General features: G+C 72.2%; 17 protein-coding genes. 11 read left to right on the top strand and 6 right to left on the bottom strand.

The genetic code is table 11. The annotated features are described in order from the left end of the window. Positions 1 to 102: 102 nt before the first annotated feature. Both IE153_RS28845 and IE153_RS28840 read right to left on the bottom strand, forming a co-directional pair. Positions 103 to 1,056, bottom strand: coding sequence for a hypothetical protein (locus IE153_RS28845; RefSeq protein WP_189592714.1), 954 nt, complete (start codon positions 1,054 to 1,056; stop codon positions 103 to 105). After that, entirely contained in the window at positions 1,053 to 1,448 is a 396-nt protein-coding gene (locus IE153_RS28840) for a hypothetical protein (RefSeq protein ID WP_189592713.1), read from the bottom strand. Before IE153_RS28840 ends, IE153_RS28845 begins: the two co-directional genes overlap by 4 nt. 71 nt (positions 1,449 to 1,519) lie before the next feature. Between IE153_RS28840 and IE153_RS28835 the strand changes: the two genes are divergently transcribed. Next, a complete protein-coding gene (locus IE153_RS28835; protein ID WP_189592712.1) occupies positions 1,520 to 5,317 on the top strand; it encodes a CHAT domain-containing protein in 3,798 nt (1,265 codons plus the stop codon). A gap of 131 nt (positions 5,318 to 5,448) precedes the next feature. Beyond that, entirely contained in the window at positions 5,449 to 5,946 is a 498-nt protein-coding gene (locus IE153_RS28830; RefSeq protein ID WP_031107460.1) for a peptidylprolyl isomerase, read from the top strand. A 77-nt stretch (positions 5,947 to 6,023) separates the two neighbouring features. On the opposite strand, the gene IE153_RS28825 is transcribed toward IE153_RS28830, so the two are convergent. Beyond that, complete coding sequence (locus IE153_RS28825; protein ID WP_189592711.1) at positions 6,024 to 8,795, bottom strand: alpha/beta hydrolase; 2,772 nt, start codon at positions 8,793 to 8,795, stop codon at positions 6,024 to 6,026. 212 nt (positions 8,796 to 9,007) lie between these two features. On the opposite strand from IE153_RS28825, the gene IE153_RS28820 reads away from it, so the two are divergent. Both IE153_RS28820 and IE153_RS42420 read left to right on the top strand, forming a co-directional pair. Continuing rightward, positions 9,008 to 9,238 carry a bacteriocin immunity protein gene (locus tag IE153_RS28820; RefSeq protein WP_189592710.1) on the top strand — a complete coding sequence of 77 codons (231 nt, stop codon included), beginning with the start codon at positions 9,008 to 9,010 and terminating at the stop codon, positions 9,236 to 9,238. 72 nt (positions 9,239 to 9,310) lie between these two features. Continuing rightward, positions 9,311 to 9,436, top strand: coding sequence for a hypothetical protein (locus tag IE153_RS42420; protein WP_268251853.1), 126 nt, complete (start codon positions 9,311 to 9,313; stop codon positions 9,434 to 9,436). Positions 9,437 to 9,512: 76 nt separating this feature from the next. Here the strand turns inward: IE153_RS42420 and IE153_RS28815 are convergent, their stop codons facing one another. Then, positions 9,513 to 10,103 carry a CGNR zinc finger domain-containing protein gene (locus tag IE153_RS28815; RefSeq protein ID WP_189592709.1) on the bottom strand — a complete coding sequence of 197 codons (591 nt, stop codon included), beginning with the start codon at positions 10,101 to 10,103 and terminating at the stop codon, positions 9,513 to 9,515. A 124-nt stretch (positions 10,104 to 10,227) separates the two neighbouring features. Here IE153_RS28815 and IE153_RS28810 point away from each other — a divergent pair, with 124 nt between their 5' ends. The 6 genes from IE153_RS28810 (at position 10,228) to IE153_RS28785 (ending at position 18,184) form a co-directional block, all read left to right on the top strand. Continuing rightward, on the top strand, positions 10,228 to 11,034 hold the full coding sequence (locus tag IE153_RS28810; protein ID WP_189592708.1) for an AzlC family ABC transporter permease: 807 nt from the start codon (positions 10,228 to 10,230) through the stop codon (positions 11,032 to 11,034). Continuing rightward, positions 11,031 to 11,330 (top strand): AzlD domain-containing protein, encoded by a 300-nt coding sequence (locus IE153_RS28805; protein ID WP_189592707.1) that lies wholly within the window; start codon positions 11,031 to 11,033, stop codon positions 11,328 to 11,330. Before IE153_RS28810 ends, IE153_RS28805 begins: the two co-directional genes overlap by 4 nt. Before the next feature lie 163 nt (positions 11,331 to 11,493). Further along, on the top strand, positions 11,494 to 11,970 hold the full coding sequence (locus tag IE153_RS28800) for a hypothetical protein (protein WP_189592706.1): 477 nt from the start codon (positions 11,494 to 11,496) through the stop codon (positions 11,968 to 11,970). A 167-nt stretch (positions 11,971 to 12,137) separates the two neighbouring features. Continuing rightward, entirely contained in the window at positions 12,138 to 15,422 is a 3,285-nt protein-coding gene (locus tag IE153_RS28795) for a family 78 glycoside hydrolase catalytic domain (protein WP_229829226.1), read from the top strand. Positions 15,423 to 15,773: 351 nt separating this feature from the next. Continuing rightward, positions 15,774 to 17,429: a serine/threonine-protein kinase gene (locus IE153_RS28790; RefSeq protein WP_189592705.1), complete on the top strand. Its 1,656-nt coding sequence runs from the start codon at positions 15,774 to 15,776 to the stop codon at positions 17,427 to 17,429. Then, positions 17,426 to 18,184, top strand: coding sequence for a hypothetical protein (locus IE153_RS28785; protein ID WP_229829225.1), 759 nt, complete (start codon positions 17,426 to 17,428; stop codon positions 18,182 to 18,184). Before IE153_RS28790 ends, IE153_RS28785 begins: the two co-directional genes overlap by 4 nt. Before the next feature lie 24 nt (positions 18,185 to 18,208). On the opposite strand, the gene IE153_RS28780 is transcribed toward IE153_RS28785, so the two are convergent. After that, on the bottom strand, positions 18,209 to 19,744 hold the full coding sequence (locus tag IE153_RS28780; protein WP_438817941.1) for a fused MFS/spermidine synthase: 1,536 nt from the start codon (positions 19,742 to 19,744) through the stop codon (positions 18,209 to 18,211). A gap of 156 nt (positions 19,745 to 19,900) precedes the next feature. Then, positions 19,901 to 20,434 (bottom strand): 2'-5' RNA ligase family protein, encoded by a 534-nt coding sequence (locus IE153_RS28775; RefSeq protein ID WP_189592703.1) that lies wholly within the window; start codon positions 20,432 to 20,434, stop codon positions 19,901 to 19,903. 178 nt (positions 20,435 to 20,612) lie between these two features. Between IE153_RS28775 and IE153_RS28770 the strand changes: the two genes are divergently transcribed. Beyond that, positions 20,613 to 22,127: a cryptochrome/photolyase family protein gene (locus IE153_RS28770; protein ID WP_189592702.1), complete on the top strand. Its 1,515-nt coding sequence runs from the start codon at positions 20,613 to 20,615 to the stop codon at positions 22,125 to 22,127. Positions 22,128 to 22,168 lie beyond the last annotated feature (41 nt).

Below are 22,168 nucleotides of genomic sequence, written 5' to 3'. Positions count from 1 at the left end.
GGCGCGAAAACTCATCACCAGGGTCGGTCGGTGCAGCCGTGCGCAGCCTCATCCGGAGACCGGCCTGCACAAAGTCTCAAGTCGCGATGCTCCACCACGCTGCTACAGCGGGCCAGCGGGCGGATCCGGCGGTTCCGGGTGCAGCGCCCCGTCCTTGCGCAGCAGCGCGCTCACCGCGTCGCCCGACGCGCGGTCCAGGCCCTCGCCGTCCGGCAGTACCCCGAGCGTCGTCGCCACGTCGCGCCCGTACAGGTCCACCGCCCCCTCCACCAGGTCCGCCAGCGACTCCGCCGCGCCCCGGGCGCGGATCCATGCCGTGGTGAGCGTGACGGCGGCTACGAGTGCGGCGGGCCACCACCACAGCGCCACCAGGAAGTACATCAGGCCCCAGCCCGTCAGCCGGGCGTTCGCCCGGTACGCGGCGTACGCGTCCGTCAGCTCGGTGCGCGCCGGGTCCGGCAGCGCCAGCCACAGTCTCGGCCAGAGCGCTTCCAGGTCGACCCGGTACGCGTGGTGGACCCGCAGGTCCACCGCCCGCAGCCGGTCCCCGATCCATGTCGGACGGTCGGCCGGCACCGGACAGATCCGACGGCAGCGGTCCAGCGACGCCCGCAGCGCCGCGCGCGCTTCCGGGTCCGCCCCGTGCGGAGGTACGGCGCTCAGCGCCACCGCCCGGCGCGCCGCGACGACCTCCGCGTAGGCCCGCTGCCACCGCTGCCGGCGCCGGTCGGCCAGCCACCGCCCCGGGCCGCGCCGCCCCTCCACCGCCCACAGCAGCGCCACGCCCTCGCCGAGTGCTGCCGCGCAGAGCCCCGCGCCCGTGGCAGCCGTCAGTGCGCCGGCCGCCACGAGGACCACGATCCCGACCTGACCGGCGCCCCGCGCCGCTGCGAGGCCGTCGATCCAGGAGCTCAGCCCGCGCAGGTCCAGCGCCCTGCCTTGGCCGAGCACCGACGCGGCCGTCACCACGGCCACGTACAGCGCGCCCGGCAGCAGGAGCAGCGTCACCCAGCGTTCGGCCAGCTTCCGGCCGAGTTCTCCCAGGAAGGTGTTCACAGGGGGATCTCCACCCGCACCAGCGGCGTCCCCAGTGCCTCGCACACGGGCCCGGCGTCCCCGCCCGGGGTCCCGGTGTCGTGCCGGGTGAACCGGGAGCAGCGGTGCGCTGCCGGACACACCCAGCCCCGCAGGACCGGATGCCCGACGGTCCCCGACAGCGGTTGGTAGGCCCGGGTCCGGGTGGTCAGGCCGTCGATGCCGTGTCGGGCGAATCCCTCGTCCAGCGCGTCGAGATCGGCGCGTACCCGCTCCGGGTCGGTCCCGTCGCGCACGGCGCCCAGCACTCGCTCCAGGTACTCGGCCACCCCGTACTCCCGGGCCCGGCGGGTGAGTTCGCCCCCACCGAGCAGTCGGCACAGCCGGTCGAGTCGATCCGCCAGGTCGTGCATGAGCCCTCCCGTCCAAGGTCGTCATGGCAGAGAATGGCAGACGGTGGCCGATGGGGGGACGGGAGCATCGAGTGGCTGTCGAGCTGAGTCTTTACGCCGAACTGCGCGCCCGGGTCAGCCTGTTCGAGGACACCGGGGACGTCGGGCCGCTCCTCGACCCCACGACCGCCGGCCTGCTGGTGCTCACCGACCAGGCGCTGCAGGACCATCCGCCGCCCGAGGCCGACATGGCCCGGACCGTCGCCGTCGCGAGCTGGCAGCTCCATCTGGCCGCCCCGCCGCCGCCCGTCAGCGCACGCACCCTGCGCAATAGGGCCCTGGAGCTGTCGGCTTGGCTCGACGCCCTCGCGCCCGAGCTCGTACCGGCCGACATCCGGGCCGGTGTACGGCGCCTGCCGCGGCTGCCGAGGAGCCTCGCCGGGATCGCCCGCGACCCCGACCTGCGGCTGGAGGCGCTCTACGACCACGCCGCGTTCGCCGTCGAGCGCTACCGTGCGATCCGCGACCCGGCGACCCTCCGCACGGCCATCGTCCTGCTTCGCGAACTGGTGGGCGTCACGCCGGGGTTGTTCGCGATCCTGCCCGAGGAGGAGCGCTCCCGCAGCGTCCGTGCCCGGACGGCGCTCGGCGTCGCCCTCCAGCACGAACTGGCCCGCACCGGCGAACTCCACCTCCTGCAGGCGGCACGCGGATACAGCGAGGAGGCCGCCCGGCTCTGCGCCGAGCACGATCCGCAGCGGCCGCTGGTCATGTTCAATCACGGCTCGCTGCTCCTCGACGCGTTCCGCCGCACCGGCGACGAGGCGGCCCTCGAGGAGAGCCTGGAGGTCAGCATCGTCGCGCTGAATCTCACCCCCTTGCACGACCCCCTGCGCGCCGTGCGCCTCTGCCACGTCCAGAACCTGTACTCGGCGCTGTACGACCGCTCCGCGGACCCGGCCGTCCTGCGCTCCGCCGTCGACTTCGGCGCGGAGGCCGCTCGCACCGTGCCCGACGCGGAGCCGCAGCGGGCCGCGATCCTCAACAACTACGGCAAGGACCTGCGCAACCTCTACCAGGAGACCCGCGACCTCCAGCTGCTGCGCCGGTCCGCCGACGCGCTGCGTGCCTCGGTGGCGGGGTCCGCCGCCAACGACCCGAACCGGATCTCCCGCCGGCTGCTGCTCACCCGCTGCCTGCTCGACCTCGCAAAACAGGAACGGGTGGTCGGGCACGCGGCGCTCATCGCGGAGACCCTGGCGTCCGCCGAGGAAGCGTGCCGCCTCGCGCCGCCCGGCCATGCCTCGTACCGCGACGCCGCCGGGCTGCTGCGAGAGGCCGAGCGACTGGCCCACGCTGCCGGACAGGATCCCGCCGACCCCGTGGAGGAGGCACGGCAGCGGGTACGGGCCGAGGCGCCCGGGCCCCGGTCGCGCCGCGCGCGGCGGCTGCTCGCCGGGACCCTGCTGAGGCGGTACGACGAGACCGGGGACCTCGCCGCACTCGCCGAGGGCATCGAGCTGTTGCGGCAACTCGACGGCGGCCCCGACGGCCCGGACCCCGACCTCACCGCCGACGAGCAGCTCACGTGGCTCTCCGAGTTGAGCCAGGGGCTCTTCCAGCTGTACCAGCGCCGCCGCGACCTGGACGCGCTCAGGGACGCCGAGACCTACGCCCGCCGGGTGGTGGCCTCCTCGCCCCCGTCCGGCGTGGGGCGCGCCGTGGCGCTGGCCCACCTCGGCGAGGTGCTGCTGCGCGGGGCGGACCGGCTGAGCGACGAGGACGCGTACGTCGAGCGGATGTCGGAGGGCGTCAGCTGCTGCCTTCAGGCCCAGCAGACCTGCCCCGACGACCATCCACTCAAGCCGTCCCTCGTCGCCCATGCCGGCCACGCCGTCCTGGGCCTGTGCGCAGGGCCCGAGCCTCATCCGGCCCTGCTCGAGCTCGCCCTCGCCCTGCTGCGCGAGGCCGTCGCCGCAATCCCGCTCGACGCCACGAACGGGCCCATGGTGCGCATCGCGCTCGCCGAATGTCTGCAGGTCCACCATCTGGCCGCGGCGGCGCTGGAGACGCGGGAGCCCGACGCCCTCGCGCAGGCCGCCGCGCTGGCCCGTGAGGCGGCCGCCGCCGTGCCCGCACAGCATCCGGACCGTGTCGAGTTCCTGCTGACGCTCGCCGTGGTCCGCGCCTTGGACCACCGCGAGGCGCGGGCGGCGGGCGACACCGAGCAAGCCGCCGAGGCCGCCGCGGAGGCCGAGGGAGCCTTCCGGCAGGCTGCCGTGATCACCACGGCCCGGCCCGCCGCACGGCTCGCCGCCGCGGCCCGCGCCGGCAACTGGGCCATGGGCCGCGGGGACGCCGAGGCCGCGCTCGACGCCTTCGGTACGGCCGTCGGACTGCTGCCGCTCATCGCCCCGTATGAACTCACGCGCCGGGACCGGCAGTTCGTGCTTCGGGAGACCGCCGGGCTGGCCTCCTCCACGGCGGCCGCCGCCGTCGCGGCCGGCCACCCCGCACGGGCCGTCGAACTCCTTGAACGTGCCAGGGGCGTCCTCGCCGCCGATGCCCTGGGCACCCCCGACACCGCACTCGCGGACCTGCGCCGCGAACAGCCCGAACTCGCCGCCGAGTTCGAGGAGTTGCGCGCTGCCGTGCCGGACGCGTTCGACGGCTCGGCCGAGGAGCGGCTCCGGCACGGCGTCCGCTGGACGCGCCTGCTCGCCCGCATCCGCGCGCTGGGGAACGCCGACTTCCTGGACGGGCCGACGATGGACGAGCTGCGGGACGCGGCGGGAGAGGGCCCGGTCGTGCTGGTCTACTGCAGCGCGTGGCGCTCCGACGCCCTCATCCTCGACCCTGCCGCACCGCCCGCGGACCCGGTCACCGTCGTCCCGCTGCCTGACCTGAACGCCGAGGACGCGGTCGCCCGTGCGCAACGGCTCCAGGATGCGCTCGCCGCCCCGCACGAGCTCGGCGACGATCCGTTCGCCGTCTTCGGCGCGCAGGAAAACGCCCAGAGCGAGCTCCACGCCACTCTCGAATGGCTCTGGAACACCGTCACCGCCCCCGTGCTCGACCGGCTCGGCATCGACGGTGCGGCGGACCGCCCCCGGCCTCGCCTGTGGTGGTGCCCGGTCGGGTTCCTCGCCTCGCTGCCCCTGCACGCGGCCGGCCTGCACCGCTCTCCCCCGCCCACAGGTCGTCGCCGCGCCACGCTCCTCGACCGGACGGTCTCCTCCACCACCTCCACCCTGCGCGTTCTTGCCCAGGCCCGGACCCGCCCGCCGGCGTCCCCGGCCGCGGGCACGCTGGTCGTCGCCCTGCCGCAGACGCCGGGCGCGGAACCCCTCGGCCACGCCGAGAAGGAGGCGGCCCGCGTCGCCGAGCTTCTGCGGCCCGCCGGGCCCGTCACCGTACTCACCGGCCCGGCCGCCACCTCGCAGTCCGTGCTCGACGCCCTCCCGCGGCACGGCACCGCGCACTTCGTGTGCCACGGTCTGACCGACCCGCTCGATCCGTCGGGCAGTCGGCTGCTCCTCGCCGATCACCGCGAGCGTCCGCTGACCGTCGCCGTGCTCGCTGACCTCCGCCTGCGCGAGGCGGACCTGGCGCACCTGTCCGCGTGCAGCACCGGCGTCACGGCCCATCGGCTCGCGGACGAGTTCGTGCACATCACAGCGGCCTTCCAGCTCTGCGGTTACCGCCAGGTCGTCGGCACCCTCTGGCCGGTCACCGACGCGGCGGCCGAAGCGGTGGCCGAGGCCTTCCACGCCCGCCGCGCCGCCGGTCTGCCCGGCGCCCAAGCCCTGACCGACGCCCTCCTGGACCTCCGCGACCGCTACCCCGCCGCCCCCACCCGCTGGGCAGCGCACGTCCACACCGGGGTCTGATCTTGTGCCGGGGTGACGCCGGGCCGGGCGCGGCGTGCCGCTTCGGGGAGCACCTGGCCGTACCAGCGGTGCGGGGCCGCATTCGAGGTGCTCGTGGCGCTCCTGAGGGTGGCAGATGACAGGATGGGGGCATGACTATCAAGGTTTTCTTTGACATCACCATCGACGGCGTTCCCGCCGGCCGGATCAACATGAACCTCTTCGACGACGTCGCCCCCAAGACCGTGGAGAACTTCCGCGCGCTCGCGACCGGCGAGAAGGGCTTCGGCTACAAGGGCTCGTCCTTCCACCGCGTCATCCCGGAGTTCATGCTCCAGGGCGGTGACTTCACCCGCGGCGACGGCACGGGCGGCAAGAGCATCTACGGCGAGAAGTTCGCCGACGAGAACTTCACGCTCAAGCACACCAAGCCGGGCCAGCTCTCCATGGCCAACGCCGGCCCGAACACCAACGGCTCGCAGTTCTTCATCACCACGATCGTGACGTCGTGGCTCGACGGCAAGCACGTCGTCTTCGGCGAGGTCGCCGACGAGAGCAGCATGGAGCTCGTGCGCAAGATCGAGAGCTACGGCTCGCGGTCCGGCCGCACCTCGGCCACGATCACCATCGCCGACTCCGGCACTCTCTGACGATACGTCGCCACGTGCGGGGTCCGAACAGGCCGGACCCCGCACGAGAGGGTGCTCACGAATCCTGGCCCCCGTGCTTACGGCCTGTCGAGCACCGTCCCCGTCAGCACCGGCCTGCCGGGCAGCGGCTCGGCGTTGCGGTCGGTCAGGGCGAGGCGCATCGACTCGGCCGGCTCGGCCACCTGGTCCCGTACGGTCGGCACGTCGAAGTCCACGCCGGTGCTCCCGGGCGGGATGTGCAGCCACAGCCACAGGTGCGCGTCGGACAGCGGCCGCTCGGGGTCGGGCACGTCGCCGGACCATTCCTTGAGCCACTGCGGGTCCACGTCCTTGGTGGACAGCTCGGCGCCCTCGGTGACCGGAAGCACCCGCACCGGCTCGTAGAGGTCCACCGCCGCGGGCGCGTCCACGGACAGCCTCCAGGTCAGCGGCCCTCCCTCGGTCACCCGGTCCGCGACCGGCGACAGGGTGATCACCGGCTCGGGGTCGTCGTTCTCGACAGTGATCCCGCCCCGGTACTTGCCGACGACGGCGTTGTGGACGGCCTTGACGGCGATGTCGTGCTCCACGTCCTCGCCGTAGGCCGTGTCGCCCTTCACCTCGACCGGCACGTCGATCGCGTGGCTGCCGGACCGTACGGTCACGAGGCGGTTGCCGGCCCGGCCGCTGTCCGGGTCGAGGACGTACACGCGGACCTGCCCGCTGCCGCGCCCGGAGATCTCGACCGGGATCCGGTAGGTGCGGGTGCCCAAGTCGCCCTCCTTGACGATCGTGCGGCCCACGTCGACACGCGGCAGGGTGGCCGCCTTCACCGCCGACGTGCCGGGTGCCCAGCCCCAGGCGTCCATCAGCCAGGCCCGCCCGGTCCGCGAACGGGGCGTCAGTTCCAGGGACTTGACATGTCCCAGGTCGAGTCCGGCCCGGGTCGCGGCCGACAACGGGACGCGCAGCTCCTGCGCCCAGTAGGAGGCGGTGTTCGCGGAGCCCGGGAGTCCGTCCACCCGGACAGAGCCCAGTTTCACCCGGCGGTCGGAGGAGTCGGTGACGGACACGTCGAACTTGGTGCCGGTCGTGTTCGGCGGTACGAAGACCCGCAGCGCGAGCTTCTGGGAGCCGCGGAGGGAGAGCGGCTTGGCCGGGGTGACACGCGCGGCCCTGCCCGGCGCCGACCATGTCAGGTCCACCGCGCTGCGGCCGGTCTCCCGTTCCGTCTCCCACGAAGCGAAGTGCGGTGACGATCCGGGGGTCTCCGGGCCCAGACAGGCCACGGCCGGGTCCGGGTCGATCGCCGAACACAGCCGGGCGCCGGTCACCTTCGCCCCGCCGTCCGGCAGGAAACCACCGCTGCGGCGGCCGCCGACCGCGTGGGTCAGCACCCGGGCCGGGTCCGCGGACGGGGCCCGCTTGCCGGAGCCGTCGAGCAGCGGACGCACCCGGTCGTCCCCGGCGAGGAAGAGCCGGGCCGCGGTGGCGATGTACGTGGCGCCCGCCTTGTGCTGCTGGGCGGCGGTCAGCCGGGTCGCGGCACCCGGCGCGCACACCGGGTCCGCCGGCTGCTCCGGGTCGGTCCTGAAGTCGTCCTCGGCCGGTGCGACGGCCTCGCCCGGGGTCCACTCGCTGTTGAAGTAGTTGTGGTTGGCGCCGACCATGTAGACCGCGCTGTGCAGTGCCGTGCCCCGGCCGATCCCGCGCGTCCCGTCGACGAAGTCCTCGCCCTGCAGGTCCGAGACGTCACCGTCGCAGCCCGGCAGCAGCGTCACGGACGGCACGTCGGCGACCGGATTCTGACCGAAGATCGTCGGTCCGATGAGCACGGTGCCGCGCACCTTCCAGCGCACCGGGCCCCGGTAGCCGTCCTCGGCGGCCGGCGGCGGGTAGAGGCTGTCCATGGCGGCCCGGTTGACGCCCTCGCCACCGCGCGAGTGACCGACGAGCAGGACACGGGAGAGGTCCGCCTTCGGCGCCTGGCGTACGACGGCCGGGGCGGAGGAGCGATGGGCGTTCCAGTCGGCCCAGCGGGCGAGGTGCCGGCGCACCAGCGAGGAACGCGCCTGCGCGCCGGCGTCCTCGGCCTCCCCGTCCTGGGCGTTGATGCCGTTCGCCGAGATCGACACCGTCACATAGCCCTGGGAGGCCAGCAGGCGCTGGTCGCGCAGATAGCCCAGGTGGCTCGGAATCGGCTTGTAGCCGCCGGCGCAGGGCCAGTCGCCGGTCACGTCGTCCTCGGAGCCCGGCTTGTAGCAGGTGAAGTGGCGGCCGTGCAGGAACAGTGCGAGCGGCCGCTTGCCGGCGGCACCCTTCGGTGCCACGACCTCGGCGGTCATCTCCACCGGCGTGTCGAACCCGGGCAGGCGCACCGGGTCGAGGTCGTACTTCCCGGTGACGGTGCGGTACGAGCCGGGCTTGCCCGGGTCGACGCCGTTGGCCGGCGCTTGCTCGGGCATCCGTGCACCGCGCGAGCCGGACTCGTGCGGGGCCTCGGCCCCCGCGTCCAGCCGGCGCCCCGCGGCCGTCACCTGAAGGTCCCTCAGCTGCTTGGGACGCGTCTGGTCGAGGGCGAGCCGGAAGGTCCGCCCGTCCTTCGCGGGCTTCGGCACCCCGAGCAGCCGGTCCCCGGTGCGGAACTCGACCCGGGCGTCCCCCATGGGCACGGCCTTCGGCGCACGCCAGACCAGCTCACGCGACCCGCCCTCCCCGCCGATCCGCCACCCGGGCGGAAGTGGGTTGTCGTCCGCCGCGCTCAACAGCCCCGATTCGCGTAACTGTTCAGCCTGTGCCAGTCCGGGCGAGCCCGCCAGGGCCGCCAGCACCGCCACGGCGGTCACACATATTCGCCGGGCACGGATCAATGGTCCTCTCCTCAAAACCCCGTGCGCAGACGTCCCGTCGGTCCCGGGCGTCTCTCGCGTCACGTAGGACGGGGGAAGGATGTCTGTGGGTTGTCTGTCGAGTGGACGTCGATGGCGGGCGAACGGTGTGATCAAGCCAGTGCAGCTGCGGAGACACGGACCTGCCAGGGGCGATCACGCGTCCCGATAGAGTGAATCGGCGGAGGGGTCTGATGAGTGCTGTGGGGGTGAATCGCGCGGCGGCTGTCGCGCTCGTGCAGCGGATCATGCAAGCGGACTACACCTCGGACGACGAGATGGACGCTTGGCTGGACAGTCTCGACAGATCACTGGCATGCCCGTCCGGTCATGTCCGCGACTTGATCTTCTGGCCGCCGGGGCTGGAGCTTTCGGCCGATGAGGTGGTCGATCAAGCCCTGGCGTATCGGCCAATCGCTATGTGAGGTGCCCCTCTTCAACGACCGTCAGCGCTCGAACGGGCCACGGACGCCGTGCAGTTGCACGGGGCGGTCGGCATGACCGAGGAGCACCACGCGCAGCTCTTCTCCCGGCGGGCCGCGGTCGACTCGCTGCTCTTGGGACGGCCCACCGAACTTCGGCGCCTGGCCGCCCCCGTCATCCTCGCCCGCGCCTGCCCGTGAGCCCTTGCGGTGCGCTCTGCCGCCGGGGTTCACGGGCCCGAAACGACAATTCGCACGGCGGCGCGCGCCCGCGACGTCACCCGCGCCGACGAGTGCGGGAGTAGTGGCGCTTGGCGCGGTCCCGGTTCCCGCAGTCGTCCGAGCTGCACCAGCGCCGGGTCCCGCTCCGGGAACGGTCGAGGAAGAACCAGCCGCATCCGGGGCCCGCACAGCGCCGGATCCGGCCCAGGCCGTCCCCGGACAGCAGGTCCTCCGTCAGCAGCACCAGCGTGTGAGCGAGGTCGCCGAGGTGGTCCGTGCCTGGCTGCCACCGCAGGGGGAAGGAGGGGAACAGTGCGGCGTCCTCGCGGGCCAGCACCATGCTGCGGCGCAGTGCCTCCCATTCCTCGGCAGGGGGCGCCTCGTCGTCGACGAGGGCGTCCAGGATCCGCACGAGGGTGGCACGCAGGTCCATGAGCGCCGCGGTCTCGTCCTCTGTTGGTGCGGAGTCCGCCGTCTCGGCTCGGAGCATCGTCTCGGCGCGGTCGGCGGTGAGGAGTCCGCCGGCGACGGCCCAGCGGACCCATGCCTCGGGGCCCTGGACGCGGTCGGCCGTGCGGGCGGGGTCCAGGCGCCAGGCGATGGTGTTGGCGAAGTCGAGTACCGGATGGCCGCCCACGAGTGACATGCCGGAGTCGTGAGGGCTTCCCGACGCGGTCGAGGCGCGGAGAACCGGTGGCTTGCTCATCACACCCTCAGCGTACTCGCCTTTCTAACAGGCATAAACTCTTATGACTGTTAGAATCGGGGTCATGGACCGTCTCCGACCAGCGAAAGTCGCCGTCTCGCCGCGTGCGAGCTTCCTGTCCGGGCTCAAAACCGGGTCCGGGCTGGCGGCCGCTTCCTTTCTGCTCGCCGTCAGCTTCGGCGCGATCAGCACCTCGCAGGGCTGGGGACATCTCGCGCCGGTGATCTGCTCGATGGCCGTCTTCTCGGGGTCCGCCCAGTTCGCCCTGCTCGCGACCCTGGGCTCCGGCGGCGGCATCGCCGGCGCCGTGACGTCAGCGGCGCTGATCAACAGCCGTTTCATCCCCATGGGCATCGCCGTCGCCGGTGATCTGCGCGGCGGCCGGTTCCGCCGCGCGCTCGAAGGCCAGGCGGTGGTCGACGGGTCATGGGCCGCCGCCCATCTCGGAGGAGGACGGTTCGACCGGTACCTGCTCTTCGGCGCCACCGCGATCCAGTGGCCGGCCTGGGTCGCGGGCACCGCCCTGGGCGTCGCGATGTCACCCGACCCCGATCTCCTGCACCGGCTCGGACTGGACGTCCTCACACCGGCGCTCTTCGTCGCGCTCCTCTTCGACGAGGTCCGCCGGGAACGGATCAACCGACTGCCGGCCCTGCTCGGCGCCGTGCTCGCGGCCGGCCTCATCGTCTTCCTGCCGGCCGGGCCCGCCCTCGTGGGCGCGGCGCTCGCGGCCCTCGTCGCCCTCTTCCGGGCGCCCGCCTCGCCGCCCGCCGGTCCGGAAAGCGCCGAAGAGGCGAACAGGGCCGAAGCGGCCGGGCAGGCCGATAAGGCCGTGCAACCCGTCCACTCCGACGAAGAGGTCGCACGATGACTCTCTGGCTCGCCATCGGCGCCGTCGCCGCCCTCAGCTTCACCTGCAAAGCCTTCGGCCCCGCCCTCTTCGGCGGGCGCACCCTGCCCCCGCGAGCACAGTCGGTGATCGCCCTCACAGGCCCCGCGCTGCTCGCCGGTTTCATCGTCGTGGACGTACTGGGCTCCCGCTGGAGCGCCGTGGATCTCACCGTGATCGCGGGACTCGCGGTCGTCCCGCTGCTCCTCTGGCGCCGTGCCCCACTCCCCGTGGCTCTGGTGGCCGCGGTCGCCGTGACGGCGCTCTTGCGCGTCTAGGGGCCGGCCGCGCACGGCAAGCGCCCGGGACGGATCAACCACTCGATCTCGACGAAGCCGAGGTCACGACGGCTCGCGACAAGGCACTTTCCGCCTGCACGACGCGGCAGTTCACAGCGCAAATAGAACGCCGACGGAGACGCGCTTCGCCACAATGAGCCACATGGCCGCAGACAAGGACGCAGCGTTCGTACTGCCGCGAGGTGCCACCGGCTTCTTCCAGCCGAAGGACGGCCCCCTGCCGGAAGTCGACCAGAGGACGTTCCGCGCAGCCCTGTACGCAGCCGCCCGGGCTGCCAATGGCCAGGTGGGCCGGGTCGAGGAGCAGGCCTACCCTCGGTCGTTCCACACCGCGACGGTCGTCACGAGCGCGGGCGAGCACGTCATCCTCTGCCACGCCCACCACCCCTGGATCGCCTTCGCCGAAGAACTCCGGGATTGGTTCAGCGACGAGTTCCTCACCCCACCGCCCTGGGCCCACGCTTTCGCCGACCTCGGGTTCGAAGCACTCGACCGCGTGCGGCTCACCACCCCACTGACCGACCTCGACACCTCGGTCCTCACTCAGGGCGAATGGCGCGACATCCGCTTCTACGGCATCACCACACTGGGCGCGGTCCTCTTCAACTCGTGGGACTGACGTGGTCGATGGGGCGTCGGCCGCATGCTCGCGAGAGACCGAATCCCCCTCGACTGCCCGACTTCCACGGCAATCCGGGCCGACTCACATATTGACGTGTCTCACGTCACACAGCTACTGTCCCCGCGACCTGCTTGATTGAAACGATTCAGCAGACCGGAGAAGCCATGCTCCTCAGGCGCCCCCTCATGCTCGGCCTCTTTTCGGGCTTCGTCGTGCTCGCGATACTCGGCGGCGTGTCCGCACTGCCCCATCCCCTGTCACCAACGGCGTCCGCCGCGGACACCCCTCTCGCCGTGCGTGGCCTGAGCACCAACAGCCGCACGAACCCCATCGGCATCGGCGGTGAAACCCCGGTATTCGGATGGCAGTTGGCGTCGGACCGGCGGGCGACGGCACAACAGGCCTATGAGATACAGGTCGGGCGCCGACCAGGGGCCGCCGACGTGTGGTCGTCGGGCAAAGTGACATCCGGCCGGCAGGTCGATGTCGCGTACGGCGGCCCGGACCTGAAGTCGGCCACTCGCTACCACTGGCGCGTCCGGGTCTGGGACGACAAGGGAGCGGTGAGCCGGTGGAGCGCGGACGCGTACTTCGAGACCGGCCTGTTGGACGCCGACGACTGGGACGGCGCGCAGTGGATCACGCGCCCCGGCGCTCCGAGTGAACTGGACAAGTGGACCGACTACGCCGCGACCGTCCGCTTCAAGCTCGAAAACGCCGCCTTCGGCATGTTCCTGCGCGCTCCCGACTCGGCCAACGGATACATGTGGCAGTTCAACGTCACCGGCGCGAGCCCGACGCTGAGGCTGCACAAGCAGGTCAACGGCACGTACAGCGTCGTCAAGGAAGTAGACCTCGCACCCTACGGCTTCACCAACGCATCCCTCCTCGCCGACCGGCACACCGTGCGCTACGACGCGGTGGGCGACACGATCAGGACGACACTCGACGGCAAGCTCGTCAGCACCTTCACCGACTCCACGTTCACGAAGGGCTACATCGGTTTCCGCACCCACGCCTGCTGCGGCGAGCGGGGAACGGTCTACGACGCCGTAGTGACCGGGGCCGACGGCAGCACCCTGCTCGACACCGACTTCGCCTCCGGCCGGAACCCCTTCTCCGGCGGTGACATCGCCGCCTCCGCCCTCGCGGTCTCCGGCACCACGGACGCCCTGTACGGGACCGATCTCCGGCCGATGCCCTTGCTCCGCAAGGCCTTCGCGACCGAGCCCGGCAAAAAAGTCACCTCCGCACGGGTCTACGCCTCCGCGCTCGGCATCTACGCGCTGGAGATCAACGGCAGGCCGGTCGGCGACCAGGTGCTGGCCCCGGGCTGGACCGATTACCACAAGCGCATCCAGTCCCAGACCTACGACGTCACGAGACTCCTCAACAGGGGCGACAACGCGATCGGCGCCTCCCTGGCGAACGGCTGGTGGGCCGGCAAGGTGGGGATCGGCTGGAGCCGCCAGTACGGCGACGCTCCGGCGCTCGTGGCGAAGATGCGCGTCGCCTATACCGACGGCTCCGTGCAGTGGATCGCCACGGACGGCTCGTGGAAGGCGGCCGAGGGACCTTACGTGAAGGCCGACCTGCAGGACGGTGAGACGTACGACGCCCGTCTGAAGCCGGCGGGCTGGAGCCGCGCCGGCTTCGACGACGCCGGCTGGGAGACGGCGGCGACGGTGGAGTCACGCACCGCCCGGCTCGTCCCACAGAGCGACGAGCCCGTGCGCGAGACCCAGGTCCTCAAGGCCCGGAAGATGACCGAGCCCAGCCCCGGGACCTACGTGTACGACCTCGGCCAGAACATGGTCGGCGTGTCCCGGCTGACCCTGACCGGCTCCTCCGGCCGGACCGCGAAGATCCGTTACGCCGAGGTACTCAACAAGGACGGCACCCTCTACACCGACAACTTCCGCAGCGCCAAGGTCACCGACCGCTATGTCTTCGCCGACTCCGCACCGGTCACCTACGAGCCCACCTTCACCCAGCACGGGTTCCGCTACATCGAGATCACCGGAGTGGACTCACCACCCGCGCTCAGCGACGTCCAGGGCGTCGTCTGGGGCTCCGACCTCCCCTCCACCGGCACGCTGAAGACCTCGGACGGCATGCTCGACCAGTTGGTCAGCAACATCTCCTGGAGCCAGCGGGGCAACTTCCTGTCCATCCCCACCGACACCCCGGCCCGCGACGAGCGCCTGGGCTGGACGGGCGACATCAGCCTGTTCGCCCCGACGGCCAACTACCTCGTCGACACGCGCGCGTTCCTGTCCCATTGGATGGCGGACGTCCGCAACTCCCAGCGCGCCAACGGCGATCTGCCGGCGGTCGTGCCGACCCCCCAGGGCCAGTTCGCCGACAGCGGCGTCGGCTGGTCCGACGTCATGATCACCGTGCCGTACCACGTGTGGCGCTCCTACGGTGACACCCGCATCCTGCGCGACAACTACTCCGCGATGCGCAAGTTCTTCCAGTTCGTGCGCGAGAGTGCCGGAGCGGACCTCCTGGAGCCCGGCCGCACCACGTTCTTCACCAACGACTGGCTGCATCTGGACGACCCCACCGAACAGGGCATCCTGGGCACCGCCTATTACGCCGAGAACGCCCGCATGATGGCGGACGTCGCCGACGCCCTGGGCGACGAGTCCGCGGCGTCCGACTACCGCAAGCTCTCCGCCGACATCCGCCACGCCTTCACCGAGGCCTACGTCTCGGCCGACGGCACCGTGAAGGGCAACTCCCAGACCGGATACGCCATGGCCCTGGGCATGGACCTCGTCGCGGACCCGGCACTCGTCGGCAAGGTCGGGGAGAAGTTCGTGGCCAAGCTGGCCCTGACCGACTACCACCTGCGCACCGGCTTCATCGGCACGCCGCTGCTGCTGCCCGCGCTGAGCCGGATCGGCCGCGACGACCTGGCCTACAAGATGCTCCTGCACAAGGACTACCCGTCCTGGGGCTACGAGATCGAGAAGGGCGGCACCACCATGTGGGAGCGCTGGAACTCGATCATGCCCGACGGCGAATTCGGCCCCGTCGACATGAACTCCTTCAACCACTACGCGTACGGCGCCGTGGGTGACTGGATGTTCCAGAACATCGGTGGCCTCTCCGCCATCGAGCCCGGCTACAAGCGCTCCCGGATCGCCCCCGTACCCGGCGGCAACCTGACCCGGGGCTCCGGAAGCCTCCACACCGTCCACGGCCTGCTGTCATCGCGCTGGACCAGCCGCGACGGCGTCTTCACCCTGAAGGTGACGGTTCCGGTCAACACGGTCGCGGAAGTCCACGTCCCGGCCGACACGCGCCGCGCGGTGACCGAGGGCGGCCGACCGGCGGACAAGGCGAAGGGGGTCCGCTTCCTGCGCATGGAGGACGGGGCGGCCGTCTTCCAGGTCGGGTCGGGCACCTACGACTTCGCCGCCGGGCCGGATTCCCACTAGGGCGGGCCGGGGGCGCGCCGCATCGAAGGCGCACCCGAGTAGGCCGGGGATGTCGGCCTACTCGGGTGCACCGAGCGCCTCCGCAGGAACGCCGCCCCACCATCCGGCCGACCGACACCCACCCATGACGGCCGGCTTCATTCTTCACCTGGCAGAACCCATGCTGCGGCCTCCGGGCTCCGGGCTCCGGGCTCCGGGCTCCGGGCTCCGGGCTCCGGCAGGCTTCTCCACCGTTCTGTCACGGTCCGGGCACGCCTCGCGCATACTTCTGGCCACGCAACCGCGGTGGCCGAAAGATGTGTCCTCGAGTGCAGGGCCGGCCGATGCCGAACGGTGGCCCAGGGGGGTGCGATGAACACGTGGGAAGTGCCCGGATACACCGGGTCGCTCGAGCTCGGGGAAGGGGCCAGTGGACGCGTCGTCCAGGCCGTCCACGAGGAGACCGGCGTTCCGGTCGCGGTGAAGTACCTCAGCGAATCCCTGCGCACCCGGCCGGGCTTCGTGCACGACTTCCGCGCGGAGGCACGGCTGCTGGGCGGGCTGGAGAGCCCGTACGTCGCCGGGTTGTACGAGTACGTGGAGAGCCCCGACGGCGCCGCCATCGTGATGGAGCTGGTCGACGGCGTCTCGCTGCGTGCGCTGCTGAAGCGTGAGGGGCCGCTCGACCCCGAAGCCGCACTCGTCATCCTCAAGGGTTCGTTGCTCGGGCTGGCCGACGCGCACCGGATCGGCGTCGTCCACCGGGACTACAAGCCGGAGAACGTTCTGGTCACGCCGGATGGATGCTCCAAGCTGGTCGACTTCGGCATCGCGGTGGATGCGGGCACCAGCTCGGGTATGGCCGGGACCCCCTCCTACATGGCCCCCGAGCAGTGGACCGGCGCTCCCGCCTCTCCCGCCGCCGATGTGTACGCGGCCACGGCCACCTTCTTCGAATGCCTCACGGGCCGCAAGCCGTACCGGGGCGACAACCTCGCCGAACTCGCCCTCCAGCACGTCGACGCACCCGTGCCGGCCGAGGAGGCCCCCGAGCCGGTGCGGGACCTGGTGCGCCGGGGCCTGGCCAAGAACCCCGAGGAACGGCCCGCACGCGCCGAGGACCTGGTCGCGGAGCTTCAGACCGCCGCCGGCACCGCCTACGGTCCCGACTGGGAGGAACGCGGCCGGGGCCGGCTCGCCGCGCTGGTGGCCCTGCTGCCGCTGCTCCTGCCCTCGTCGCGCGAGGCGCCGCGGAGCACCACGGACACGGCACGCACGGTCCTGCACCGTCCGCCGGGTCTCGGCCGGGCGCAGTCGTGGGTGCCCGGCCGGCCGGGGCTGCTCGTGTCCGCCGGCGCCGCACTTCTCGGTGTCCTCCTGACCCTCGGGATCCCCTTCGACCCGGGGACCGCCGCGCAGCAGACGGCGCAGGCCCTGGCCACCACCAGTGCCCAGCCCGGCCAAGGACCGGCCGCTCCGCCCTCCCCCATCGCCTCCTCGCCTTCTCCCTCCATCACGCCGACCGAGTCGGCCGGCTCGTCGCCGTCACCCACCGTGTCGTCGCCCTCGGGCCCGGCGGCCACCGGTTCGGATGAACCCCCGGCTCCCGACGCCCCCTCCGGCGACCCGGAGACCACCGCACCCGGCGGCCCGGCCACCGCGGCGGCACCGACGACCTCCACGCCCGCCCCGCCTGTCGCACCCGCCGTCAAGGACGTGGTGGTGTCGGACTTCCGGCAGACAGGCCCCACGAGCGCCACGGCAACCGTCGGAATCACCACGGACGGCACGGGTCCGGTCTCGATCACGGTCTCCTGGTTCACGGGCCGTACGGCGGGCCCGCTGGGCACTCCGGACGGCCCGTCCCAGACCTTCGAACGCAGCGGCGCCACCCAGTACACCCTCACCGTCGACCACACCTTCCAGAACGTGGGCTGCTACTGGGCGGTTCAGGCCACCACGACCCCGGCCTCCGCCGACGGGGGCGCCTCGCAGCAGCTCCTCACGAGGCGGTGCGACCTCAGATGACCGCACGCGACGACGACCACGCTCCCGCGCCCGCCTGTGACCCGACCGTGCCGCCGGGTTTCGCCGACGGGCCCACCGAGGTGCTGCGGTCCACCGACCGGCCGACTCAGGCATTCGGCAGCCACGCCCGGAGCGGCACGACGGGCTCGACCGACGCCGAGTACAGCGCCACCGTGCTGGCCAGCCACTGGATACAGCGCCCCGAAGCGGACGAGACCCTCGTCCAGCCTGCGGCGGAGGAGCGCTCGACGCCGCCCGACCGCGTCGAAGGCACCGTGCTTCGCTTCGGCCCGGGCGTGACCGCCACCGTCGCGCATCGGACCCACCGGATGCCCGCCGCCACACCGCCGTCCGCACCCCGGCGTCGACGGCTGCGCAGACACACACTGCCCCTGCTCGTGCTGCTCTGCGTCCTCGCGCTCCTCGCCTGGCAGCGACTCGGTCAGCCGCTCAGGGTCGGCGCGATCACGGTCACGGCCCGGCCGACGGCACTCGGCTGCGACGGCACCGCACACATCGTCGCCCTCGTCACCACCAACGGCCGTCCGGGCACACTGTCCTACCGCTGGGTCCGCAGCGACGGCACCGCCTCGGGCGTGCTGGAAGAAGTGGTGGTCCGGGGACAGAAGCGGGCCCGAATCCATCTGCGGTGGACCTTCCAAGGCCCGGGACAGCACAGGGCCCGGGCCGAACTGCGCATCCTGTCCGGACCCGAGCGCACGGCGACCGCCCGTTTCACGTACGAGTGCCCCTGACCGCTCGAACCCGCCCGGGCTGTGTCACCGGCCGGTCTGCGGGCTGTAGGGCTGCAGGAGTTGGTCCACGGGTGCGTGGTCGTCGGTGAGCAGTGGGGCGTCGCCGGTCCAGGAGTCGAGGTCCCCGCCGGTGGTGATCTTCCAGCCGGTGTGCCGGGCGTCCAGCTTCTTCTGTGCCGCGCGAAGGTCGACCGGTCGGTCGGAGGCGAGCACCACCAGGTTGCCGCCGACGGAGTCGGCGGATGGGCCCTGGCCGATGGCTGCGGGTTCGCCGAGGACGGCGACGTGCTCGAAGGTCTCGCTCAGGGTGGCCACTTCGGCCCGTGCGAAGTCCATACCACCGTGATCGATGAGGTTGACCACGTACAGACCGTCCTCGTTGAGCACCCGCCGTACGTCGGTCATCGCTTCCACCGTGGTGAGGTGCCACGGCACACTCACACCCCCGAAGGCGTCGCCGACGACGAGGTCACGACTGCCGGTGTCCAGGCGTCGCAGGCCCAGCCGGCCGTCCTCGACACGCACGCCGATACCGGCCTGCGCCGGCAGTCCGAGTCGCTCACGGTTGATGCCCGCGACCCCGCCGTCGATCTCGGAGACGAGGCTGCGCGTTCCGGGCCGCGTGGCCGCGAGGTAACGGGGCAGGGTGAGACCGCCGCCGCCCAGGTGATGAGCCGTCAGTGCTGCACCGTGCGGAAAGGCGGCATCCACGGCCGACGCGATGGCGCGCACGTACTCGAACTTCAGGTGCGTCGGGTCGTCGATGTCGACGTAGGAGTGCCGCAGGCCGTCCAGGACGAGTGTGCGGCCGTTGCCCCCGTCGGAGTCCACGACGACCCGTGCGCAGTGATACGTGGTCTCCACGTCGCAGCCCCCGGGCGCGACCGTGGCACCGAGGCCGCCGGCCAGGACCATCAGTGTCAGGGCCGGGACGCCGCTCCATCCGCGTGTTCGCCACTCGACCCACGCCGAACCCGCCACCAGCAGTGCTCCGAGGCCGAGCAGTATCCCGCTGACCGGCAATCTCGAGACGAGGACGAAGCCGGTGAGCACGGTGCCGACGATGGCGCCGACGGTACCGACTCCGGACAGGCGGCCGACGACCGTACCGGTCTCCGCCAGGTTGGTGAGCCGCAGCTTCGTGACGAACGGCGTCACCGCGGAGAGCAGCGCGCCCGGCACCAGGATGGTGAGGGAGGCGATCACCAGGAGCACCGCCGGTGCCCACTCCGCGGTGGTGCGCAGCACGGACGGGGTGAGCGCCACGACCGCTCCGGACACTCCGAGCGAAGGGCCGATGAGCCGACGGGGATCGACCTGATCCGCGATGTGCCCGCCCAGCCAGGAACCGAAGGCGATGGCGGTGAGCGCGATGCCGATCACCATGGTGCTGGTCTCGAGGGTCAGGCCGAGGTAGGGGGCGAGCAGCCGCAGAGCGACGATCTCGACCACCAGGACCGCTGCCGAGGATCCGAACACCAGCAGTGCGGCGGCCCGAGGGCCCAGACCGACACGGCCCGGCGTGCGCTCGGGGGCGGGCGACGAAGACGATTCGGTCACGGGCGACATTCTTGCACGCAGCTCACAGACCGAACGGCACCGTGCGAACCCTTATCTGCCCGCCCCGCAGCCTGACTTGGGGTCGACGGACGGGTACTGGCGTCGGGGGGCGTGCGCCCGCTGCCGACCCTCCAGAGCGGGCCCGTGGCAAGGAGCTCAGGGACGAGGTTGCAGCACTTCCAGGGTGCCGGTCCGGGTGTCGTAGCTGCGCAGGGTTGTGAGCCGGATGGACAGCGGTGGTGCCGGGAGCAGCTCAGGGATCCGTCGGTCGGCGAAGGCGCCGGCTCGCCGGGTCCGGCCGAGGGTGATGTGCGGGGCCCAGCGACCGGGTTGGTGCAAGGGGTTGAGGGTCTCGGGCGGGCTGTCCGAGGCCACCGCCTCCCACACGCGTCGGTGCAGGGCGGCCAGCGCGGAGTCCAGGTCCAGCGCCCAGGCCAGTACTGAGGTGGGCCGCTCGAAGCGGACCACGCCGGTGCACCGCACCGGCAGCGGCAGGGCGGCGGCCACCTCGGCGAGCTCCCAGCGGATCGGGGCGGTCAGCTCCGGGCAAGCGGCCAGGGTGAGGTGCGGGCTGTTGGTCGGTGAGCGGTGACGCGCCTGACTGGGCAGCCCCGCGTCGGCGAGCCGCCGCCAGGCCTCGCGGACCGCTTGCTCCGCCGTCTCGTCCAACAAGAGCTCGACCGTGCGCACCGCGGCAGCCTACCGGCGATCACATGCACGGTCCCCGCCGACCGGGCCGGTCCCACTGGGAGGTCGGGTGCTGCACCCGTACGGGCGACGCACGGCGGCCTTCGCATCCGGTTTCACCGCGGTGGGCGAAGTGCCCATCGTCCGTACGCGTCCCGCCCTTGACGGAAGGCTCCCTGCCATGGCGCACGCCACCCCGCACTGGCTCTTCGGCGACCAGCTCGGCCCGCATTTCCTCGCCCCTGAGGGTGAGCAGGGCCCGGACCGCGGGGCGCCCGTGGTGATGATCGAGGCGCGGTCGGTCTTCCGGCGCAGACGCTTTCACCGGGCCAAGGCCCATCTGGTGCTCTCGGCGATGCGGCACCGTGCGGCGGAGCTGGGTGAGCGGGTGACGTACGTGCGGGCGGAGACGTATCGCGAGGGCCTGCGCAGCGCGGTGGGCGACGCGCCGGTGACCGTGTGCCACCCCACCTCGTACGCGGCGCTGCGGCTGGTGCGCTCCCTGCCGGGGGTGCGGGTGCTGCCCGCCCGCGGATTCCTGGTCGGGCACGAGGAGTTCGCCGGGTGGGCCGGGAAACTCGGTGGGAAGCGGCTGCTCCAGGAGAGCTTCTACCACTGGGTGCGTGAGCGGCACGACCTGCTGATGGACGGCGGCCGCCCGGCCGGTGGCCGGTTCAACCACGACCACGACAACCGCGAGCCCCCGCCGCGTGGTGCCACCGCGCTGGACGTACCGGGGCCGTACCGGCCGCGCGAGGACGACATCGATGCCGAAGTGCGGGAGGACCTCGATCGGTGGGAGCGCGAGGGGGCCGTGCGGTTCGTCGGCAGGGACGGGCCCCGCCGCTTTCCCGCCACCCGGCGCGAGGCCCTGTCGGCGCTGCGCCGTTTCGTGGCGCACCGACTGCCCTCCTTCGGGCCGTACGAGGACGCCATGTTGGCCGGTGACCCGGTGATGGCCCACAGCCTGTTGTCGTCCTCGATGAATCTGGGACTGCTGCACCCCGCCGAGTGCGTGGAGCGTGCGGAACGGGCCTGGCGGGAGGGCGACGTTCCCGTGAACAGCGCCGAGGGGTTCGTACGCCAGGTCGCCGGATGGCGTGAGTACGTCTGGCAGTTGTACTGGCACTTCGGTGACGAATACCGGCACGGCAACGCCCTCGGGCACACCCGGGAGTTGCCGGCCTACTTCACCGAACTCGACGCGGACGCGGTCACCGCCCGCTGCCTCTCCGGAGTGCTCGCCCAGGTCCGTGACACCGGGTGGACGCACCACATCCCCCGTCTGATGGTGCTGGGCAGCCACGCCCTGCAGCGCGGATGGGACCCGGCCGCCGTCACCGACTGGTTCCACCGCTGCTTCGTCGACGGCTACGACTGGGTGATGCTGCCGAACGTGGTCGGCATGTCCCAGTACGCGGACGGGGGCCGGATGACCACCAAGCCGTACACCTCGGGCGGCGCCTACATCCACCGGATGAGCGATCTGTGCGAGGGCTGCGCCTTCCGGCCCACCGAGCGCACCGGCCCTCGCGCGTGCCCGTACACCGCCGGGTACTGGGCCTTCCTGCACCGGCACCGAAGCCGCCTGTCCGGCAACGCCCGCATGCGGCGCGCGGTGCAGGGCCTGGACCGGCTGGCCGACCTCGACGACGTCCTGCGCCAGGAGCGGCGGCGGGGCGACGAGGCGCCGTGACAGGCCCGATCGCCGCGCAGCGCATCACGCCGCCGGCGCTC

Source organism: Streptomyces massasporeus, assembly GCF_014648995.1.
GTDB lineage: Bacteria > Actinomycetota > Actinomycetes > Streptomycetales > Streptomycetaceae > Streptomyces > Streptomyces massasporeus.
This window is presented reverse-complemented; position numbering and strand designations above follow the sequence as displayed.